The organism is Anoxybacillus sp. B2M1 (genome assembly GCF_001634265.1).
In the GTDB taxonomy this organism is placed as follows: domain Bacteria; phylum Bacillota; class Bacilli; order Bacillales; family Anoxybacillaceae; genus Anoxybacteroides; species Anoxybacteroides rupiense.
The window spans coordinates 2,896,857-2,911,621 of sequence record NZ_CP015435.1 but is presented as its reverse complement, the minus strand read 5'-3'; the positions used below and the strand labels follow the sequence as shown (position 1 = coordinate 2,911,621).

Here is a 14,765-nt window from a genome sequence, read left to right as displayed (position 1 = left end):
CCTCCTTGTGTCGCACTCTATGGGTTCATTGTATATTGTGAGCAAGATGATTGTTTTATTTGCCCGAATGGAAGGAAAGTAACATTTAAAAAATATCAAAACCAAAAGAATCCATCTGGTTATGAACAAAGCTTCAAAATATACGTGTCAATAACGATTTAAAATTCCCCAATTTCAACGAAATGAAATTCCCCATTATGAACGTTTAATTAGGCAACTGGGCAGGATAAACTCCTGCTTTTTTCTTTTCTCGTAGACGATAAGAAACACCTTTGATATTAAAGGTAATAGCGTGATGTAATAGGCGATCTAAAATCGCTGTCGCTAGTACATCATCACCGAATACTTTCCCCCATTCGAGATAGGATTTATTCGATGTGAGGATCATAGAGCCTTGTTCATATCGTTTCGATACGACCTGAAAAAAGACATTCGCCGTTAGCTCATCAAAAGGAAAGTAACCGACCTCATCCATAATGAGTACATCTGGACGACTCCAACGATTCACTAATCGCTGGAGAGTCCCTTTTTCGTTTGCCTTTCGGCATTCAGCCACTACATCGTCTGCGGTTAAAAATAAAGCGGTATACCCTTGAGTGATAGCTTCCACCGCAAAGGAGATCGCTAAATGCGTTTTTCCAACACCCGGTGGGCCTAGTAAGATTCGATTTTCCCCGTTGGCAATAAACCGACAGGTCAGCGTTTCTTTGACTCTCTTTTCACTGATACTCGGTTGAAAGGAAAAATCAAAGTCATGAATCGTTTTGATAGAAGGTAATTTGGCTCGTTTCATTCGCTTTTCTAGTTGTTGAGACTCTTGATATTCAATTTCTTGTAAAACAATAGTGTTTAGAAACTCAGAATATGATACATTATCTCTAGAAGCGTCTTCTAATAAACTATCTAGTTGGTGGGCTGTGTGGTGCCAACCAAGCTTTTTTAAGCGTTCGATTAACAGCTCGTTCATCATACAGTCTCACCTTCTTCCAATGCTGCGTAAGCAGCGAGAGGGCGTTGTTCTACTTTAGGAGATGGGGCAGAAGAAGAAAGGTCGTTGGTCGCCAAACCTTGAACGCCTTTTCTTCTCTGTCCTTTTTCTTTTGTATGTAAGCCCTCATAATGTTCCATTTGAATATGAGCAGTTGCTTTTCCTGTCAAAATCGGATGTTTGGCAATACACTCCTGTTCATCATAAATCTCGATATGATGGTCGAGAGTTTCTTTCACTTTTACAACCTGTCCTGCATAGCGATACGGAACGGAATATTTTTTTCCTCTGTATGAAACAAAACAATCTCGACTTACCTCTCGTGTCTCCCAGCGACATGTCGGGAATAATGGTTTGACTCCCCATGCTTGAAGGAACTTCTGTTCCTGTTCCAAACGTTGAATTGGCGGTTCATTCGTCGTTTGATTCGGCTTTCGATTGGCCACTTGATCCAGCCATGTACGAACAGCTTCATTTAATGCATAGAGAGTAGGTTCGTGTTTTCGCTGAAAGAAATTATCTTTCAAATACTTTACCACTCTTTCTACTTTTCCCTTTGTTTGTGGACGTTTCGGCCGGCCGACATGCTTTTGGAACAATACCGTAATACGCTAGAAAATCCTCGAACGTCCGGTTAAATCGAATTTCGATGGGACTATGTTTCAGAACAACGGTTTTCATATTGTCATAAAGAATCTGTTCAGGAATGCCGTTAAAGTAAGCAAATGCGTTCATATGACATTTCATTAATGTTTCTACATTCATATTGGTCGTAAACTCCACATACTTCATTCGGGAATAACCAAGTACCATCACGAAAGCATAAATATCTTGATATTGACCATCCACCAAGTACTTTCCCACATAGGCCCAGTCCATTTGAGCTTGTTTGCCTGGTGGTGTTTCATACCGTAAGGTAGCTTGTTTCTTTGGCTGTTCTCGATACGGTCGAACAAAATCTCTTAATATCGTCATCTTGCCAGTGTATCCCATCGCTTGGATCTCCTCAAAGAGAACAACACAATTCGTCGTACCTTCTTGTATTCGTTGAAGAAGATAGCTTTTATAAGGATCTAGTTTGCTTTTTCTTTTTTTCTCACTGATTTTACGCTCTGGAAGCTTGTCCCCCTTTAGATACTTACGAATGGTTTTCCGATCAAAACCTGTTTCTTTGGCAATCGCTGTTTGAGTCCAGCCTTTCTGATATAACTCTCGAATCATAAAAAACTCCCCTACCTTCAGCATCGTTTCTCCACTCCATTTAAGATGTTGTTTCGAAACGATTATCTGTTATTTTTGGGGAATTTTAAACCGCTGTTATTGGGGATTTTATCACCGGTGATTACAGTTTGCTCATTTTTTACCGTTGTTTCTTCCTTCTTTGGTTCATTCGCTTTCTTTTCTTCGTTTGCTGAGCAACCAACCGCCAACAGTAACACTAGGAATAGGCTGAACCATATCTTTAATTTCATTATGTATACCCCCATTCATTATCCTACTTCATTATTGTACCATTCGATAAAATTGCGTCTACACAAGAAAAGCCCCGTAGAGTTTTCTCTCTACAGAGCTTTTCGACAAAATTATGGCAGTGACAGCACCTATCTATCTCATTTTAACATTATGCTTATTGTGCCTTAACAGTAACAGTAAATGTTTTAGTATCTGTTGCAGAACCTTTTGTAATAGTTGCTGTTAGAGTAACTGTAGCATTTGGTTGCCCAGTAGCTGGACGAGTTACTTTACCATCAGTAGCAACAACTGAAGGATTGTCAGACGCCCAAGTGATAGTAGCTCCATTAGATGTAGTTGGTAAAGTTAAGTTTTGAGTTACACTATTAGCTGAATCACCAGTAGCATAACCAATTGCTAATGCCGCTTTAGCAGCAGCAACAGCAGCTGCATCAGCAGATGCCTGTGATTCAACAGTTAAGCTCTCAGTTGTTACAGTAGCAATGTCATTAGCTAAGTTGCCAGCAATATCTTTCAACGATACGTTATCAGAAAGAGTAATAGTGTAGTTACCAACATACTCAGTTGCACCTGGCAATAAAGTAATTACCACTGTTTTTGAATGAGGAGCGTTTGTATCTGTATCAACAGTTACATCGTACGCACTAGTTCCTAGACGTTTACCGTCTTTGTCTTTGATTACTAAAGCTGCTTCAAGCTCAGCAGTCGAAGCATAAACATTTTCATCAAATGTTAGAGTAATTGTGTTGTTCGTATCATTTACATCAATTAATCCATCATTGTCAGTATCAGTAACAACTAGAGATGGTTTTACTTTATCTGTAATTGTTGCATCATAGAATGCAGTGCCATTATCAGCAGTTAATGCTTGAGTTTGTCCTTGTGCATTTGTTACTGCATCGCCAGTAAATTTAACACGTAAAGAATCACCAACTGCAATATCAGTTCCAATAGCTGTAGCTGCTGAAACGTCAGAGCCTAAGTTGCGGCTTAATTCTACAGTTACAGAACCATCAGTAGAGTTATAAGAAACTACACGAGTAGCTTGCGCATATACAGTTTGGCTATCGTTGTCAACTACTTGAATATCATTTAAGTCAACAGCAGAAATAACATGTCCTGCGTTAGGCACAATCTTAATTTGGTTTTTCGCAACTAATTGCACATCGCTGATAATGTTAGTAGTTGAAGAATAGTTATTTACTGTTAAATCTACGTTGAAATCATCAACTAAGTTACCAGCAACATCTTTTAAGTTTAATACTTTGATAGTAGCGTTTCCACCAGCAGTAAAGTTTTGTTGTGTCTCTGGAGCTGTTCTGTTAATCACAAGAGTTACAGATTTCCCATCTTGAGCTGGTGTAACTGTAACGTTAGAACCAATTGGTGCATTGTTGATTAGATAGTTTGCTTTATTTTCAAGAGTAGTTTTATCCATTGCTTCATCAAAGTAAATAACTAACTTAGTATCTAATGCATCTGTATCTGTATTAACAGTTGTATTAGCATTTTCAAGTGTTTGAAGAACAGCAGATACATTTGGTTTTACCAAGTCTTTAGTTGATAAAGCAAATGTTTGTTCAGCGTTAGTGTTTTTACGGATTGAGAAGTCGTTAACACTATCTTTCTTAAGTTTTAACGTATAGTTAGAACCAGCATTCACACTGCTTGCAAGAGTTACAGTGTAAACTTTTTTGCTAACAACGTTGTTAATAGTTTTTGCCTGAACGTTTGTAACTCCACCTGTTACTACTTTATTATCTTTGTCTAGAAGCTCAAAATCAGCTGCTTGTAAACCTTCGACATCTTCAGAGAACGTAAGTTCAACTGTATTATCGCTGTTTAAAGTATGAGAAACTACAGTTGGAGCTGTTGTTTCATCGCTAGCTTTAAAGCTGAATGTTTTCTCTGTTGTTACTTCGTTATTATAGAAGTCTTTGATATTTTTGTATTTTAATGTAGCGTCAACTACTGCACCTAATCCAAGGTCTGGAGATACTGTTAAATCGTATGATTTTTGGTCGCCAGCCACAGCATCCACTTGAGTTACAGTGTAGTTAGTGCCACCAACAGAGATAGTAAAGTTTGCAGCTACAGGTGTGCTAACAACTTCATCAAAAGTTACTCGTACTTTGTTATATTGTAGAACTTGAACACTTGTTACAGTTGGAGCTGCTGTATCAGCTGCTAAAGATGATTTAAATTCTTTAGCTTCCACAGGGAATCCAGCATGGTCTTTAAAGCCCATTACTTTAATTGTATGCTCACCAGCAGTAAGAGCTGTGTTCAGTTTCAATTGCATTTTGTTTGTTGCATAGTCAAAGCTGATGTCATCTACATATGCATTGACACCGTCAATTTGAACTAGGTTTGTTAATACACCAGCAAAAGCATCGATACCAGATGTGAATAGGCTGCTTGTTACCGGTTCAGAGAATGCAATCTCAATAGTTTTAGGTGAAGTAATTGTTGCACTTTCAACAACTGGTACTGTTGTATCAAGAGCTGTGAATTTACCGTCGTAAGCAGTTACTTCTTTACCATCTACAGTTTTAGCACCTTCGATTTTTAAAGAATACTCTGCTCCTTGAGTAAATAAACCTGATGCAGTAATTGATAACACTTTACCATCAGCAGAAAGCTTAGTACCTTGTGTAGAATCTAATGTTACTGTATTGTTATTAGCATCCTTAATTTGGATAGTGCCTAAAGCATCAGGGTTTAATGCTTTGTTAAATGTAACTTTTACAGTTTTAAGGTTATTCGCACTTACACTCTCAACTTTAGGAGTTACAACAGGCACGTCAACTTTTGTTTTGTCAGTTGTTTGGCCTTTGTAAGAGATTGTGTAAGATTTACCTTCTTCTAAAGGAGTTTTTGTTTTGATCACAACAACTGTTGTTTTTGCTTCTTCAGCTGCTGCTGCTTTGATTGAAACAGAGTCGATTTCAACGCCTTCAATCGCGAAGTCTTCTTTCTTCACATCTTTCAATTCGCCGTTGAATGTCACTTCTAATGTGTTTTGGTCAACATATTGAACGCCTTGGATGTCTTGTGCTGTTGTTTGAGAAGATGCTTCCAACGCACGAACGACGAATGAAGCGAACGCTGCGCGAGTGACCGTTCCTTTTGGATTGTACTCTGTTACAACTGTTACGCCGTTTGCTTCTAATGTTTTGATGTAGTCGCGAGCCCATTCGTCCGCTTTGTCTAAGTCTGTGATTTTAGATGTGAAGTCTGCTGGTTTTGTTAAGTCGAATGCTTCTACAAGCACTTTCGCCATTTGTTGGCGAGTCATCGTTTGAGTTGGATTTAATTTGCCTTCGTTTCCAGTCATCACGCCTGCCGCTTTCACGATGGCAGCCGCTTCGACTAATTCTTGGTCTTTTGCGTCAACAGGAACATCGTCGAACGCTTTTTTGTCGGCTGGAACTTGGAAGCCGTTATCTTTTAAAATGCGAGCGAAAATTTTCGCTACTTGACCGCGTGTAACGTTGTTGTACGGTTTGAATGTGCCGTCTTCGTAGCCTTTGATGTATCCTTTTTCGACTAATTTCTCAATGTTTGCAGCATGAGAGTCGTTAGGGTTTACATCGCTGAAGGACGCAGCGCTTGCTACGACTGGGCCAACTGCTGTCGCTACTAACGCAGCAGACACAGAGCCAGCCAAAAATTTACGGTAAGACTTTGGTTGGTAAGCCATCTGTATTATTTCCTCCCTTGTTATAGTTGTTTCTATAATTATTTTAAACTAAATTTAAGAGACCGCTTTCTCTATATGTTTCCCCAATACTCTTAAATTTAGTTACCAAACAATTACTAGTATAGTTTTTAATAAGCCATTTGTCAATGTGTTCCTATATTCCACACAAAAAATGGACAAATTTCTATCTCTCTAGCTAATATTCTACTAAAAATCTCATGTTATGCAAGGTTTTTTCATAAAAATTTGTCTTTTTCTCATCTCCACTTCTTTCCTCCTTTTCCAACACGATTACTTTATGACTTTTCACTCTGTTTCATGACTTAAAATTTGTTACAAAAATGTAAAGTCCGCAAAAAGCTGAATATGTTAGACTACCAATAGTGACAAAATTCGGAGAATTTTTTATGCATCAGGGGGGATATGTCGATATGCGACGGAAGTTGCTTTTGGCGATGCTCATGTGCGGGGGTGTTTGGTGGATGGGCCATTCTCCGGCGCACGCGGCGGTGAATTATGACAAAATTATTCCCGCCTCCAAGAAATACATCGGCGTTCCGTATCAATGGGGCGGCACGACGGCGAAAGGCTTCGATTGCTCCGGCTTTATCCGCCATGTGTACAGTTCGCTCGGCATTGACGTTCCACGAACGACAACGGAGATGTACCGCATGGGGACAAGCGTGAAGAAAAGCGATTTGCGCACCGGGGATCTCGTCTTTTTCAACACCAGCGGCAGCGGCGTGTCCCATGCAGGAATATACATAGGCGACGGCCAATTTATCCATTCCGCGTCCTCGAAAGGGGTTATGGTTTCCTCGGTGAATGATCCGTATTATTGGGGAAAACGATATGTCGGCGCCAAGCGGGTGCTCGCGTATCGCTTGCAGCCGGGACGGTTTCAAGACATTCCAAGCTCGTATTGGGCCTATGAGGAAATTCGCACGCTTTCCGAGGACGGGCTGATCCTCGGGTATGAAAACAGCTACTTTAAGCCGAACGAACCGATCACCCGCGCGGAGGTCGCTTCATACCTAGGGGAATATTTACAGCTCGACCTTTCGAACCGTTCCGCCATTTTCCGCGATGTGCCTTTGGAGCATTGGGCGGTCGGGGCGGTTAACGCCATGCAGAAAAAAGGCTATATTACCGGCAGCGGCGGCAGCTTCCGTCCTGAAGAAACATTGACGCGCGCCCAGCTGGCGGCCATCTTGACAAGAGTATTTGACTTAAAGCAGCCGGCTGTCGATCAGTCCTTCACCGATGTCTCGCCTTCGTTTTGGGCTTATAAGGATATTCAGGCGCTCGCTGCTTCGGGCATTACGACCGGATATGAAGACGGCACGTTCCGTCCTGAAGATACCGTCACGCGCGCGCAGTTTGCCGTCTTCCTCTATCGCGCGGCTCACGAATAAGCGGCAAACGGCCGCGTTGTTCTTTTCAAAAAGGCAGATGAGGCTGGGTCCAAACGTCATTTTTTCATGACCTTTGGACTCAGCCTCTTTTTATTGTTCTTGCTTTTTGTCGAGCGTGCGCTTTAAAAATAAAGCAAATTGCCCTCGCGTGACGTTTTCATTCGGGCGGAAGGTGTCCACGACGGTAATGCCGTTATAAGCGAGCGTGTTAATATCATTGTAGTTCCAGAAATGGAGCGGCACATCTTTAAAGGCTTTCTGCGTTTTCGGCGCATCGTAATAAGCGCGATAGGCGCGAACTAAAATCGAAGCCATTTGCGCCCTTGTCAAATACTCGTTTGGCCGCAGCCTTCCGTCTTGGCCCATGAGTCCATAGGCTTCGGCAATGACCATTTCTTTATAGCCAGGATCACTCGGCTTCATATCCTTCGCCTTTGGAACATAGCCTTTAGGAAGCTCCAAGCCTAGCTCATTGACGAGCATTTTTGCGGCATGGCGGCGAAGCAGCCGGTCATTTGGGCGAAAGGTCCCATCCTCATACCCGGTAATCACGTTCTTTAGATAAAGATAGGTCACAGCTGAGACGACCTCGCGATCCGATAGATCGGAAAAGATTTTCACATCGGCTTTCACTACATTCGAGGAAGCGACATAGCCGTCGATTCCATTGCCCTTTACGCGGTAAAAGACATAATGATTTGCCGGATTGGCCGCTGATTCATAAGGGCCGCCGACGATTTCAAGCGGCGTATAGTGAGGCGCTTTGAGAATAATCGGGCCATCGACTCCATTGCGGATGTTGGAGTACGATGCTTGGCTGTTCCATGTATATAGCTTGTCTCCCGCATGGTAATGCTGGGTTGTCTTCGTATCCAGCTGCGGCCAGTGATATTGTTTCACAGGAAAGTACATAATATCCGGCTGGTTTTCATCCGAATACTCGGCCTGAAAGCGGGGAATCCTTTTCACATCGACAAGACTATGGTCGCGAATCACATCAAACACCCGGTCTTGGTACGGTTTTTGATCATGCGGCAAGTTCGGGTCGTTGCGCTTCGATAAACCGTTATAGGCCATCACCGCAAAATACCAATTCTCGATTATATCCGGGTTTTGGTCATTGATTTTCGGAATTCGCGTGCCTGCCCAGCCCCATTTCTCCTTTAAAATTTGCGCGCCGATGTCGATATTGTATTCCGTGTCGTACAACAGCTTTTCTTTATCGATGTTTCTTGCCCGCATTTCCTCATCCGTTAATGTCACCTGCATGATGCCGATGCCGCCATCGCTTGTCACAATCGGGTTGCCGTTTTCGTCAAATTGCTTCATGCCCGTTTCGACATAAGCCATCGCCTTTAAAATTTCCCCCGGGATGCCATAGCGGTCCGCCGCTTCATGCAGCCGCTGCTTGATTTCCGCCGTTGTCAGCTGCTTCACCGCATCAAGAGCGGCGGCCGGCTTCACCGGATCGCTGGACTCGGCATGGGCGGCTGCTTGCGGAACAAGCAAAAGGCTAAAAGCGGCGCCTATTTGGATGAACGCACGTTTCATTTCTATTTTCCTCCTCGGTTTTATAGATTCATAGATCGCCAGCGCAACGGCTGGCCTATGCGCTTCGGCAACGTCTAAATCAGATGCTTGCCTACGGATGCCGGTTTTCCGTTCGTCTTTGCGATGGATGCATAGGGGCTACGGTGCAGGTCTTTTGTCGATGGTTCGTTTTAAAAATAGCGCCATTTGACCTCGTGTGACATACTCGTTCGGCCGGAATGGATTGGCGACGGTGATTTGATTATCGGCGAGCGTATTGATCTCTTGATAAGCCCAAAAGGACGGAGCAACATCCGCAAAGGAATGGTTCACCGCCGGCTTTTGATAGAGATTTTCATACGCGCGAACGAGCACAGCCGCCATTTGCGCCCTTGTCAAATACTCGTTTGGCCGCAGCCTTCCGTCTTGGCCCAATAGGCCGTAAGCTTCAGCGATCGCCATGTCTTCATAGCCGGCGTCGCCCGGCTTCATGTCGGTCGCCTTGAGCTGATAGCCTTCTGGGAGCTTGAGCCCCAGCTCCTTTACGATCATGCGCGCGGCATGGCGGCGAAGCAGTTTTTCATTTGGGCGAAAGGTTCCGTCAGGATAGCCGGTCACGATGCTTCGCTCATATAGGCGCTGCACCGCCTGCTTGAGTTCTTCATCCTCAAGATCCGGGAAAAGCGGACGGGTGCGGACCGCCGAGTCGATGCTGCTATAGTTGATTTTTAGCGTGGTCGAGCCGCGGTTGAATCCTTTTTGCGCATGTTGGACGGCGCGGAATAAAACGCTGTCGTTCCAGTTCTTTTCGAACAGCCAAGAAACATCATCACTCAGCTTTTGCGGGTCGTACCATTTTTCCGTCACCCCGCTGGAAAGCGTGTCTAAATAGACGGAAGCGTACCGGCCTTTTCCATCCTGCGCGTTAATATAGGCGCTCGTTTTCGGGCTGTATAAATAGAGGCGCAAATGATGGTACGAAGGATCCAATGTATCGGCTGCATATCCCGTTAATAAAAGAGAGAGCGGCGCTTGAACCGTGTAGTCGTTGCCCAACTGCTGATGCCAGTAATTTTCCACTCCCGACAGCTCGAACGGAGTCGGCAGCGCCGGATTCATTTGCATATGTCCTTTTAGCGCAAGGCTGGAGCCGAATAGTTGCACATAATCCTCGGCTAAAATTTCAGGAAGCAACCATTCATACGCTCCGTCGTCATCGACATGGACAGACGGATAGCGGAACAGCTCGCGCGCAGCCGCGTATTTCGAGCGAAGCCAGGCATTTGGCTGCAGCTGCTCTTTATTAATCAAATAATAATAAGTAAAATGGTGGCCGTATTCATGGGATAGCGTGGTCGCCAGCTGCTCGACGGTCGTGAACTCATTGCCGCCGTATAGCTGAATGACGCGATTGGGCGAAAGCGACAGTTTTGTGCCGCTGATTTGATATTCAGCCAAATATTGGCCAAGCACATTGGCGCCCGCCGGATAATCAGGAAAAATCATCACTTTTCCAAGCAGGGACAGCTCAGGGCCGTGCTTATTCGCGAGCAATTCCGCTTCCAGCGCCTTCAGCTGCGCCGTTGTGCGCCATTTGCTGCTGTAGCTTTCGATCGTTACGCCGCTGGCTCCTTTGTAGCGGGCAATTAGTGGATAGAAATCTTCGTAGCTTTGGATTTGCGCTTTGTTCGTTAAATCAATCACATGGGCATCGGCTGTTTTTCCGCCGACAAGAAACATCGCAAAAAGTAAGAAAACCGCGACCGCATATTTACGCATTCTCTTTTTCTCCCTTATCTATATTTTCTATTTTTTATAGTATCATAGATTGCCAGTAGAATGTGACCCATTGATTTCCTAGCTATGTAACGGCTAAACGTCAGCAAGCAAAATGAGCTTTCCTAGCCAGGACTTTCGGATGATGGCCGTTCGTCAGTCGAACAAAAAATAGACGTTGGCGGACTTTTGTTTTAAAAATGCCTATCAGCCTGCGTCCACCAAACATCAACCGCTGTTGCGATTTCTAACAAAAACGCGCTGAATGAATCAGCGCGTTTTCATCGATTATTTTTGAGGGGAAATGGACAGTGTGTACGGCTGGGTATTCGGACGTGCGAACGAATCCTCCACCGCAAAATAATATTTTCCTTTTTTCAGCGTCACCGTTGCCACTTCGCTGTCGCCTTCGCCGTAATAATCGATTGTTTGCACAAGTCCGCCTTTTTCGTTATAGATGGAAATCATGCCATCGAATGTGCTGGATCCGTCTAATTTCAGCGTAAATGCGCCTTCCTTTGTCACGGTCAATGTGTAATAGTCCTTATCGCCATAATCGACACCCGCGTTTAAGTAGCCGGTTGCTTTATAGGCGCGGCCTTCCTTCTTGAAGCCGAGCGGCTTGGATGGCACGTTGTTTTTCACGACAGATCCGGCATCTTCATCTTTGGCTTGGAACGATTCGATGCCAAAGCGATACGATTGCAGTGACAAGCCGTCCCAAAGGATGCTGCTGGTAATAAAGAAGTAGCCCGTGTCTTTTTTCGCCTTAAACGAACCGTTCACATCGTACAGCGGGCTCCAGCCTGTCGGCCAAAAATCGATCGCTTTTCCTGCTTCGCTTTCATCGATGTTCATATTGCCGTTAGTATCTTCCACCACTGTCACGTACGGAATTAATGTGCCGCGCAGCGCCGCTGGCAGGCTTTCCGCGTGATCGAGCTTGTTCGGGCGCGCAAAGAAAGAAAAGACTTCATCGGCTTTGCGATGTTTGTAATAATAAATGTCCGTATCGTTCGGAAGGACAAAGTTGCCGGTTACCGCTTTATTTGGCTGAACCACTGTTGCGCGGATCGGCTCGTTATTATTCTCATTGGCGTCTTTTGGCGCATCCATTTGTTTTTTCCCTGTAAATGTATATGGATCAGAAACCGGTTGGTAGCGGTCGTTGGCAATCGATAAATAATACTCCTTGCCTTTTTCTAGAACGGTTGTGAATTCCGACGTTTTTTGGCCGGTGAAATAGTCATAGCCGTAATACTCGGCAATCGGCAATAAATCATTTTGCTTCGCATCATATTCATAGATCGTCGCCCACGGAGCCATTCCGTCCGGCGTATGAAAAGTAAATTGATAAATCGCCGTTGCGTTCACAGCCACTTTATAAAAATCGCGATCATCGCTGAATTGAATATATCCGGACTGCTGGCTGCCGAAATGGTAAGGAAGGGCTTGTTCTCTAATTTTTTGGATATCCTCTTTTTCAAAATAGCGCCATGTCCCATCTTCCACGATAATCAAGTCGTTCGGCCGCTTCGCATTTTGGCTGCGCTGCTGCTGGATCGCTGCTTCTTTGCCTTCTTGTGTTTCTCCCTTTTCCCCTGAATCATCAAAGGATGGATAGCCGTCTTCATCGGCCGGCAGTTTGACTGTCTCCGCCGTGACATGATACGGGATCGCGGAAGCAGGCAGCCCGCTTCCTGTATTGGCGCTGCTCATTGGATCATAGAAATAAAAGTCATTGACAGGCTCACTGGAGGCTTCCAGCACAAATTCCGTCCCCGGCTGCGCTTCAAACGTCAGCGTTTCTCCCTTTCCGCTTCCATTGTTGTTTGCCGCGACAATCGGCATAGGCGGCTCCTGTTTCGTTGCGTTCGTGGAGCGATTTAAATCATCCGCAAGGTAGACGCTTAGCTCCGAATCAACGCCTGGAACAGCGGAAAGCTGAAACTTCACAATGGTTGGCTCGGCAACCGTAAATTTGAAATAGTCTTTATCGGCTTCTTGAGCGTTCTTGTCGGGAACAAACGTTAATGAACCGCTGTCAAATGGGAATTGGCTGATGTTGAACGGTTCTGTTTTGGTTGCTTCATCGCCCGGAAGCTGTGCGAGCTTTTGCAGCTTCAGCGTATAATTTGATTTTCCTTCCAAACTATAGTGACCGTTGACATCCTTGACCCCAATGACAAGCGTGCCGTCCGTCTCAGCTGTGAAAAGCTTTCCTTCCGTTTCGCCAGCGCGGGTAGCATTGACGTTGATCGGCTTGTCCGATTGTTTTTTCCCTTCCGGATAGAAACGAAGAATGAGCTTATAATCGTAATCACTCGCTCCATCCAGAACGGATTGCACGCTTTCGCCCGCTTTCAGGCTGACTTTCACCCAATGAATTTCATCAGGCGTTGTAAAGCTGCCTTTTTTCGTTAACGGCTCAGTGCCCAATTGCAGCGGAGAAGCCTTCGCTAAAATCGTTTCATCCGTCCATTCTTGTTTGGTCGGCAAGTTTTTGATATTGTATTGCAGCGCGGCTACTGGATTCACGAGGCCGTTCGCGTATTTGAGATCATACCCCTTCGCTCCTAAGTCGGTCGCCGTCCGCTCTAAAATCGCTTCAACCTGATACGGCTTTAAGTTTGGATGTTTTGACAAAATAAGCGAGGCCACACCGGCAACAACCGGAGAAGCCATCGACGTTCCGCTTAGCTCCGCGAAAGAAGCTCCTTTTGCCGGATCATAGATGGAGCTGTACACATCCACTCCAGGCGCGACGATGTCCACGGAAGGACCGTAGTTTGAAAAGTCCGCCAACTGTTTTTTGCTGTCTGATGCACCGACGCTGATCACCCCTTCGTAAGCGGCAGGAATGGAATATAGATCGGTTGCGTCGTTTCCTGCGGCGGCAACGACCGTTACGCCGGCAGCGATCGCTTTTTCCACCGCTTCTTCGAGAATCGGTGAACTAAAGTAGCCGCCAAGGCTCATATTGATGACTTTTGCGCCTTTTTCGATCGCGTATAAAATTCCTTGGGCGATCGTATAGTCGCTCGCTCCTGAACCGCCATTGAATACATCAATCGGCAAAATTTTCACATTTGGGTTGATGCCATGCGCACCGATGCCATTGTTCGCGGCCGCGCCAATAATGCCCGCTACGTGTGTTCCATGGGTGTCCTTCACGCCAGGACTTGCCGGATTGACTGCGTTATAGGATGGAAGCAGCTGCGCTTGTAAATCCGGATGCTTCATATCCATTCCTGTATCAATGACAGCGACGGTTACGCTATTTTTTCCGGCAAGCTCGAGCGCTTTATCGATTTGCAGCAAAGAAAGCGGGTACATTTTTTCATTTTTCGGATCGTTTGTTCCAAGCTTTTGATATGTAAAGCTCGGCGTTACGCTTGCCACCGCCTTAAGCTGGGCATAGTTTCTCGCCACTTCCTGCAGCGTCTTTCCTTTTTGCACGGTCACCACATCATAGCCAAGCGCTGGAAATGACTTTTTCACATTCGCGCCTAGGCTGCGGTGAACGCTCGCAGGGATTTTTTCTTTGTACTTGACGATGAGCGTATCGGTGCTGATTTGTTTTTGCGCTTGTTCTAGCTGCTTGTAAGCCAGCGGCGCTTTCAACACATGGCGCGGCTGCTTTTTCCATTGCTCAAGCGGCGGTGTTGCGGCAGCTTGGGCAAAGCTTGGCAGGACGACCATCGAGGCTAGTCCAACCGAAAGTGCGGTTTTTGTCCATTTTTTCATTAGCATTTCCCCCCTGGAAATTCTCTTCTTTTCTCGTAAAAAAGAAGCTACGTTTCTATAGACGATCGGATCAAAGAAAAAGTTTCATAGTTTGAAAAATTTATCCTGATAATGACATTATAATCCATATAAG

At 44.9% G+C, this 14,765-nt stretch carries 7 protein-coding genes and 1 pseudogene; 1 reads left to right on the top strand and 7 read right to left on the bottom strand.

All coding sequences use genetic code 11. From position 1 onward, the window contains the following. Positions 1 to 205 precede the first annotated feature (205 nt). The 4 genes and pseudogenes from istB to GFC28_RS14120 form a co-directional block, all read right to left on the bottom strand. On the bottom strand, positions 206 to 970 hold the full coding sequence (gene istB, locus GFC28_RS14135) for an IS21-like element helper ATPase IstB (protein ID WP_044741929.1): 765 nt from the start codon (positions 968 to 970) through the stop codon (positions 206 to 208). Beyond that, a pseudogene (gene istA / locus GFC28_RS14130) lies at positions 967 to 2,233 on the bottom strand (IS21 family transposase). The gene istB and the pseudogene istA overlap by 4 nt, the downstream one beginning before the upstream one ends. Positions 2,234 to 2,271: 38 nt before the next feature. Next, entirely contained in the window at positions 2,272 to 2,460 is a 189-nt protein-coding gene (locus tag GFC28_RS14125; RefSeq protein WP_044742442.1) for a hypothetical protein, read from the bottom strand. A 155-nt stretch (positions 2,461 to 2,615) separates the two neighbouring features. After that, a complete protein-coding gene (locus GFC28_RS14120; RefSeq protein ID WP_052660933.1) occupies positions 2,616 to 6,164 on the bottom strand; it encodes an S-layer homology domain-containing protein in 3,549 nt (1,182 codons plus the stop codon). Positions 6,165 to 6,595: 431 nt separating this feature from the next. On the opposite strand from GFC28_RS14120, the gene GFC28_RS14115 reads away from it, so the two are divergent. Continuing rightward, positions 6,596 to 7,579: a C40 family peptidase gene (locus GFC28_RS14115; RefSeq protein WP_044742441.1), complete on the top strand. Its 984-nt coding sequence runs from the start codon at positions 6,596 to 6,598 to the stop codon at positions 7,577 to 7,579. Positions 7,580 to 7,669: 90 nt separating this feature from the next. On the opposite strand, the gene GFC28_RS14110 is transcribed toward GFC28_RS14115, so the two are convergent. The 3 genes from GFC28_RS14110 to GFC28_RS14100 all read right to left on the bottom strand — a co-directional run bounded on the left by GFC28_RS14110 (position 7,670) and on the right by GFC28_RS14100 (position 14,632). Next, a complete protein-coding gene (locus GFC28_RS14110) occupies positions 7,670 to 9,130 on the bottom strand; it encodes an S-layer homology domain-containing protein (RefSeq protein ID WP_052660932.1) in 1,461 nt (486 codons plus the stop codon). A gap of 138 nt (positions 9,131 to 9,268) precedes the next feature. Further along, positions 9,269 to 10,888 carry an S-layer homology domain-containing protein gene (locus GFC28_RS14105; protein ID WP_044742440.1) on the bottom strand — a complete coding sequence of 540 codons (1,620 nt, stop codon included), beginning with the start codon at positions 10,886 to 10,888 and terminating at the stop codon, positions 9,269 to 9,271. Between the two features lie 285 nt (positions 10,889 to 11,173). Further along, the gene (locus tag GFC28_RS14100) at positions 11,174 to 14,632 is read right to left on the bottom strand and encodes a S8 family peptidase (RefSeq protein ID WP_044742439.1); all 3,459 of its coding nucleotides are present in this window, start codon (positions 14,630 to 14,632) and stop codon (positions 11,174 to 11,176) included. Positions 14,633 to 14,765 lie beyond the last annotated feature (133 nt).

What these genes read in the sequence shown, in the direction of transcription:
- istB (WP_044741929.1), bottom strand. Translation starts at nt 970, where the DNA reads ATGATGAACGAGCTGTTAATCGAACGCTTAAAAAAGCTTGGTTGGCAC.
- GFC28_RS14125 (WP_044742442.1), bottom strand. Translation starts at nt 2,460, where the DNA reads ATGAAATTAAAGATATGGTTCAGCCTATTCCTAGTGTTACTGTTGGCG.
- GFC28_RS14120 (WP_052660933.1), bottom strand. Translation starts at nt 6,164, where the DNA reads ATGGCTTACCAACCAAAGTCTTACCGTAAATTTTTGGCTGGCTCTGTG.
- GFC28_RS14115 (WP_044742441.1), top strand. Translation starts at nt 6,596, where the DNA reads ATGCGACGGAAGTTGCTTTTGGCGATGCTCATGTGCGGGGGTGTTTGG.
- GFC28_RS14110 (WP_052660932.1), bottom strand. Translation starts at nt 9,130, where the DNA reads ATGAAACGTGCGTTCATCCAAATAGGCGCCGCTTTTAGCCTTTTGCTT.
- GFC28_RS14105 (WP_044742440.1), bottom strand. Translation starts at nt 10,888, where the DNA reads ATGCGTAAATATGCGGTCGCGGTTTTCTTACTTTTTGCGATGTTTCTT.
- GFC28_RS14100 (WP_044742439.1), bottom strand. Translation starts at nt 14,632, where the DNA reads ATGAAAAAATGGACAAAAACCGCACTTTCGGTTGGACTAGCCTCGATG.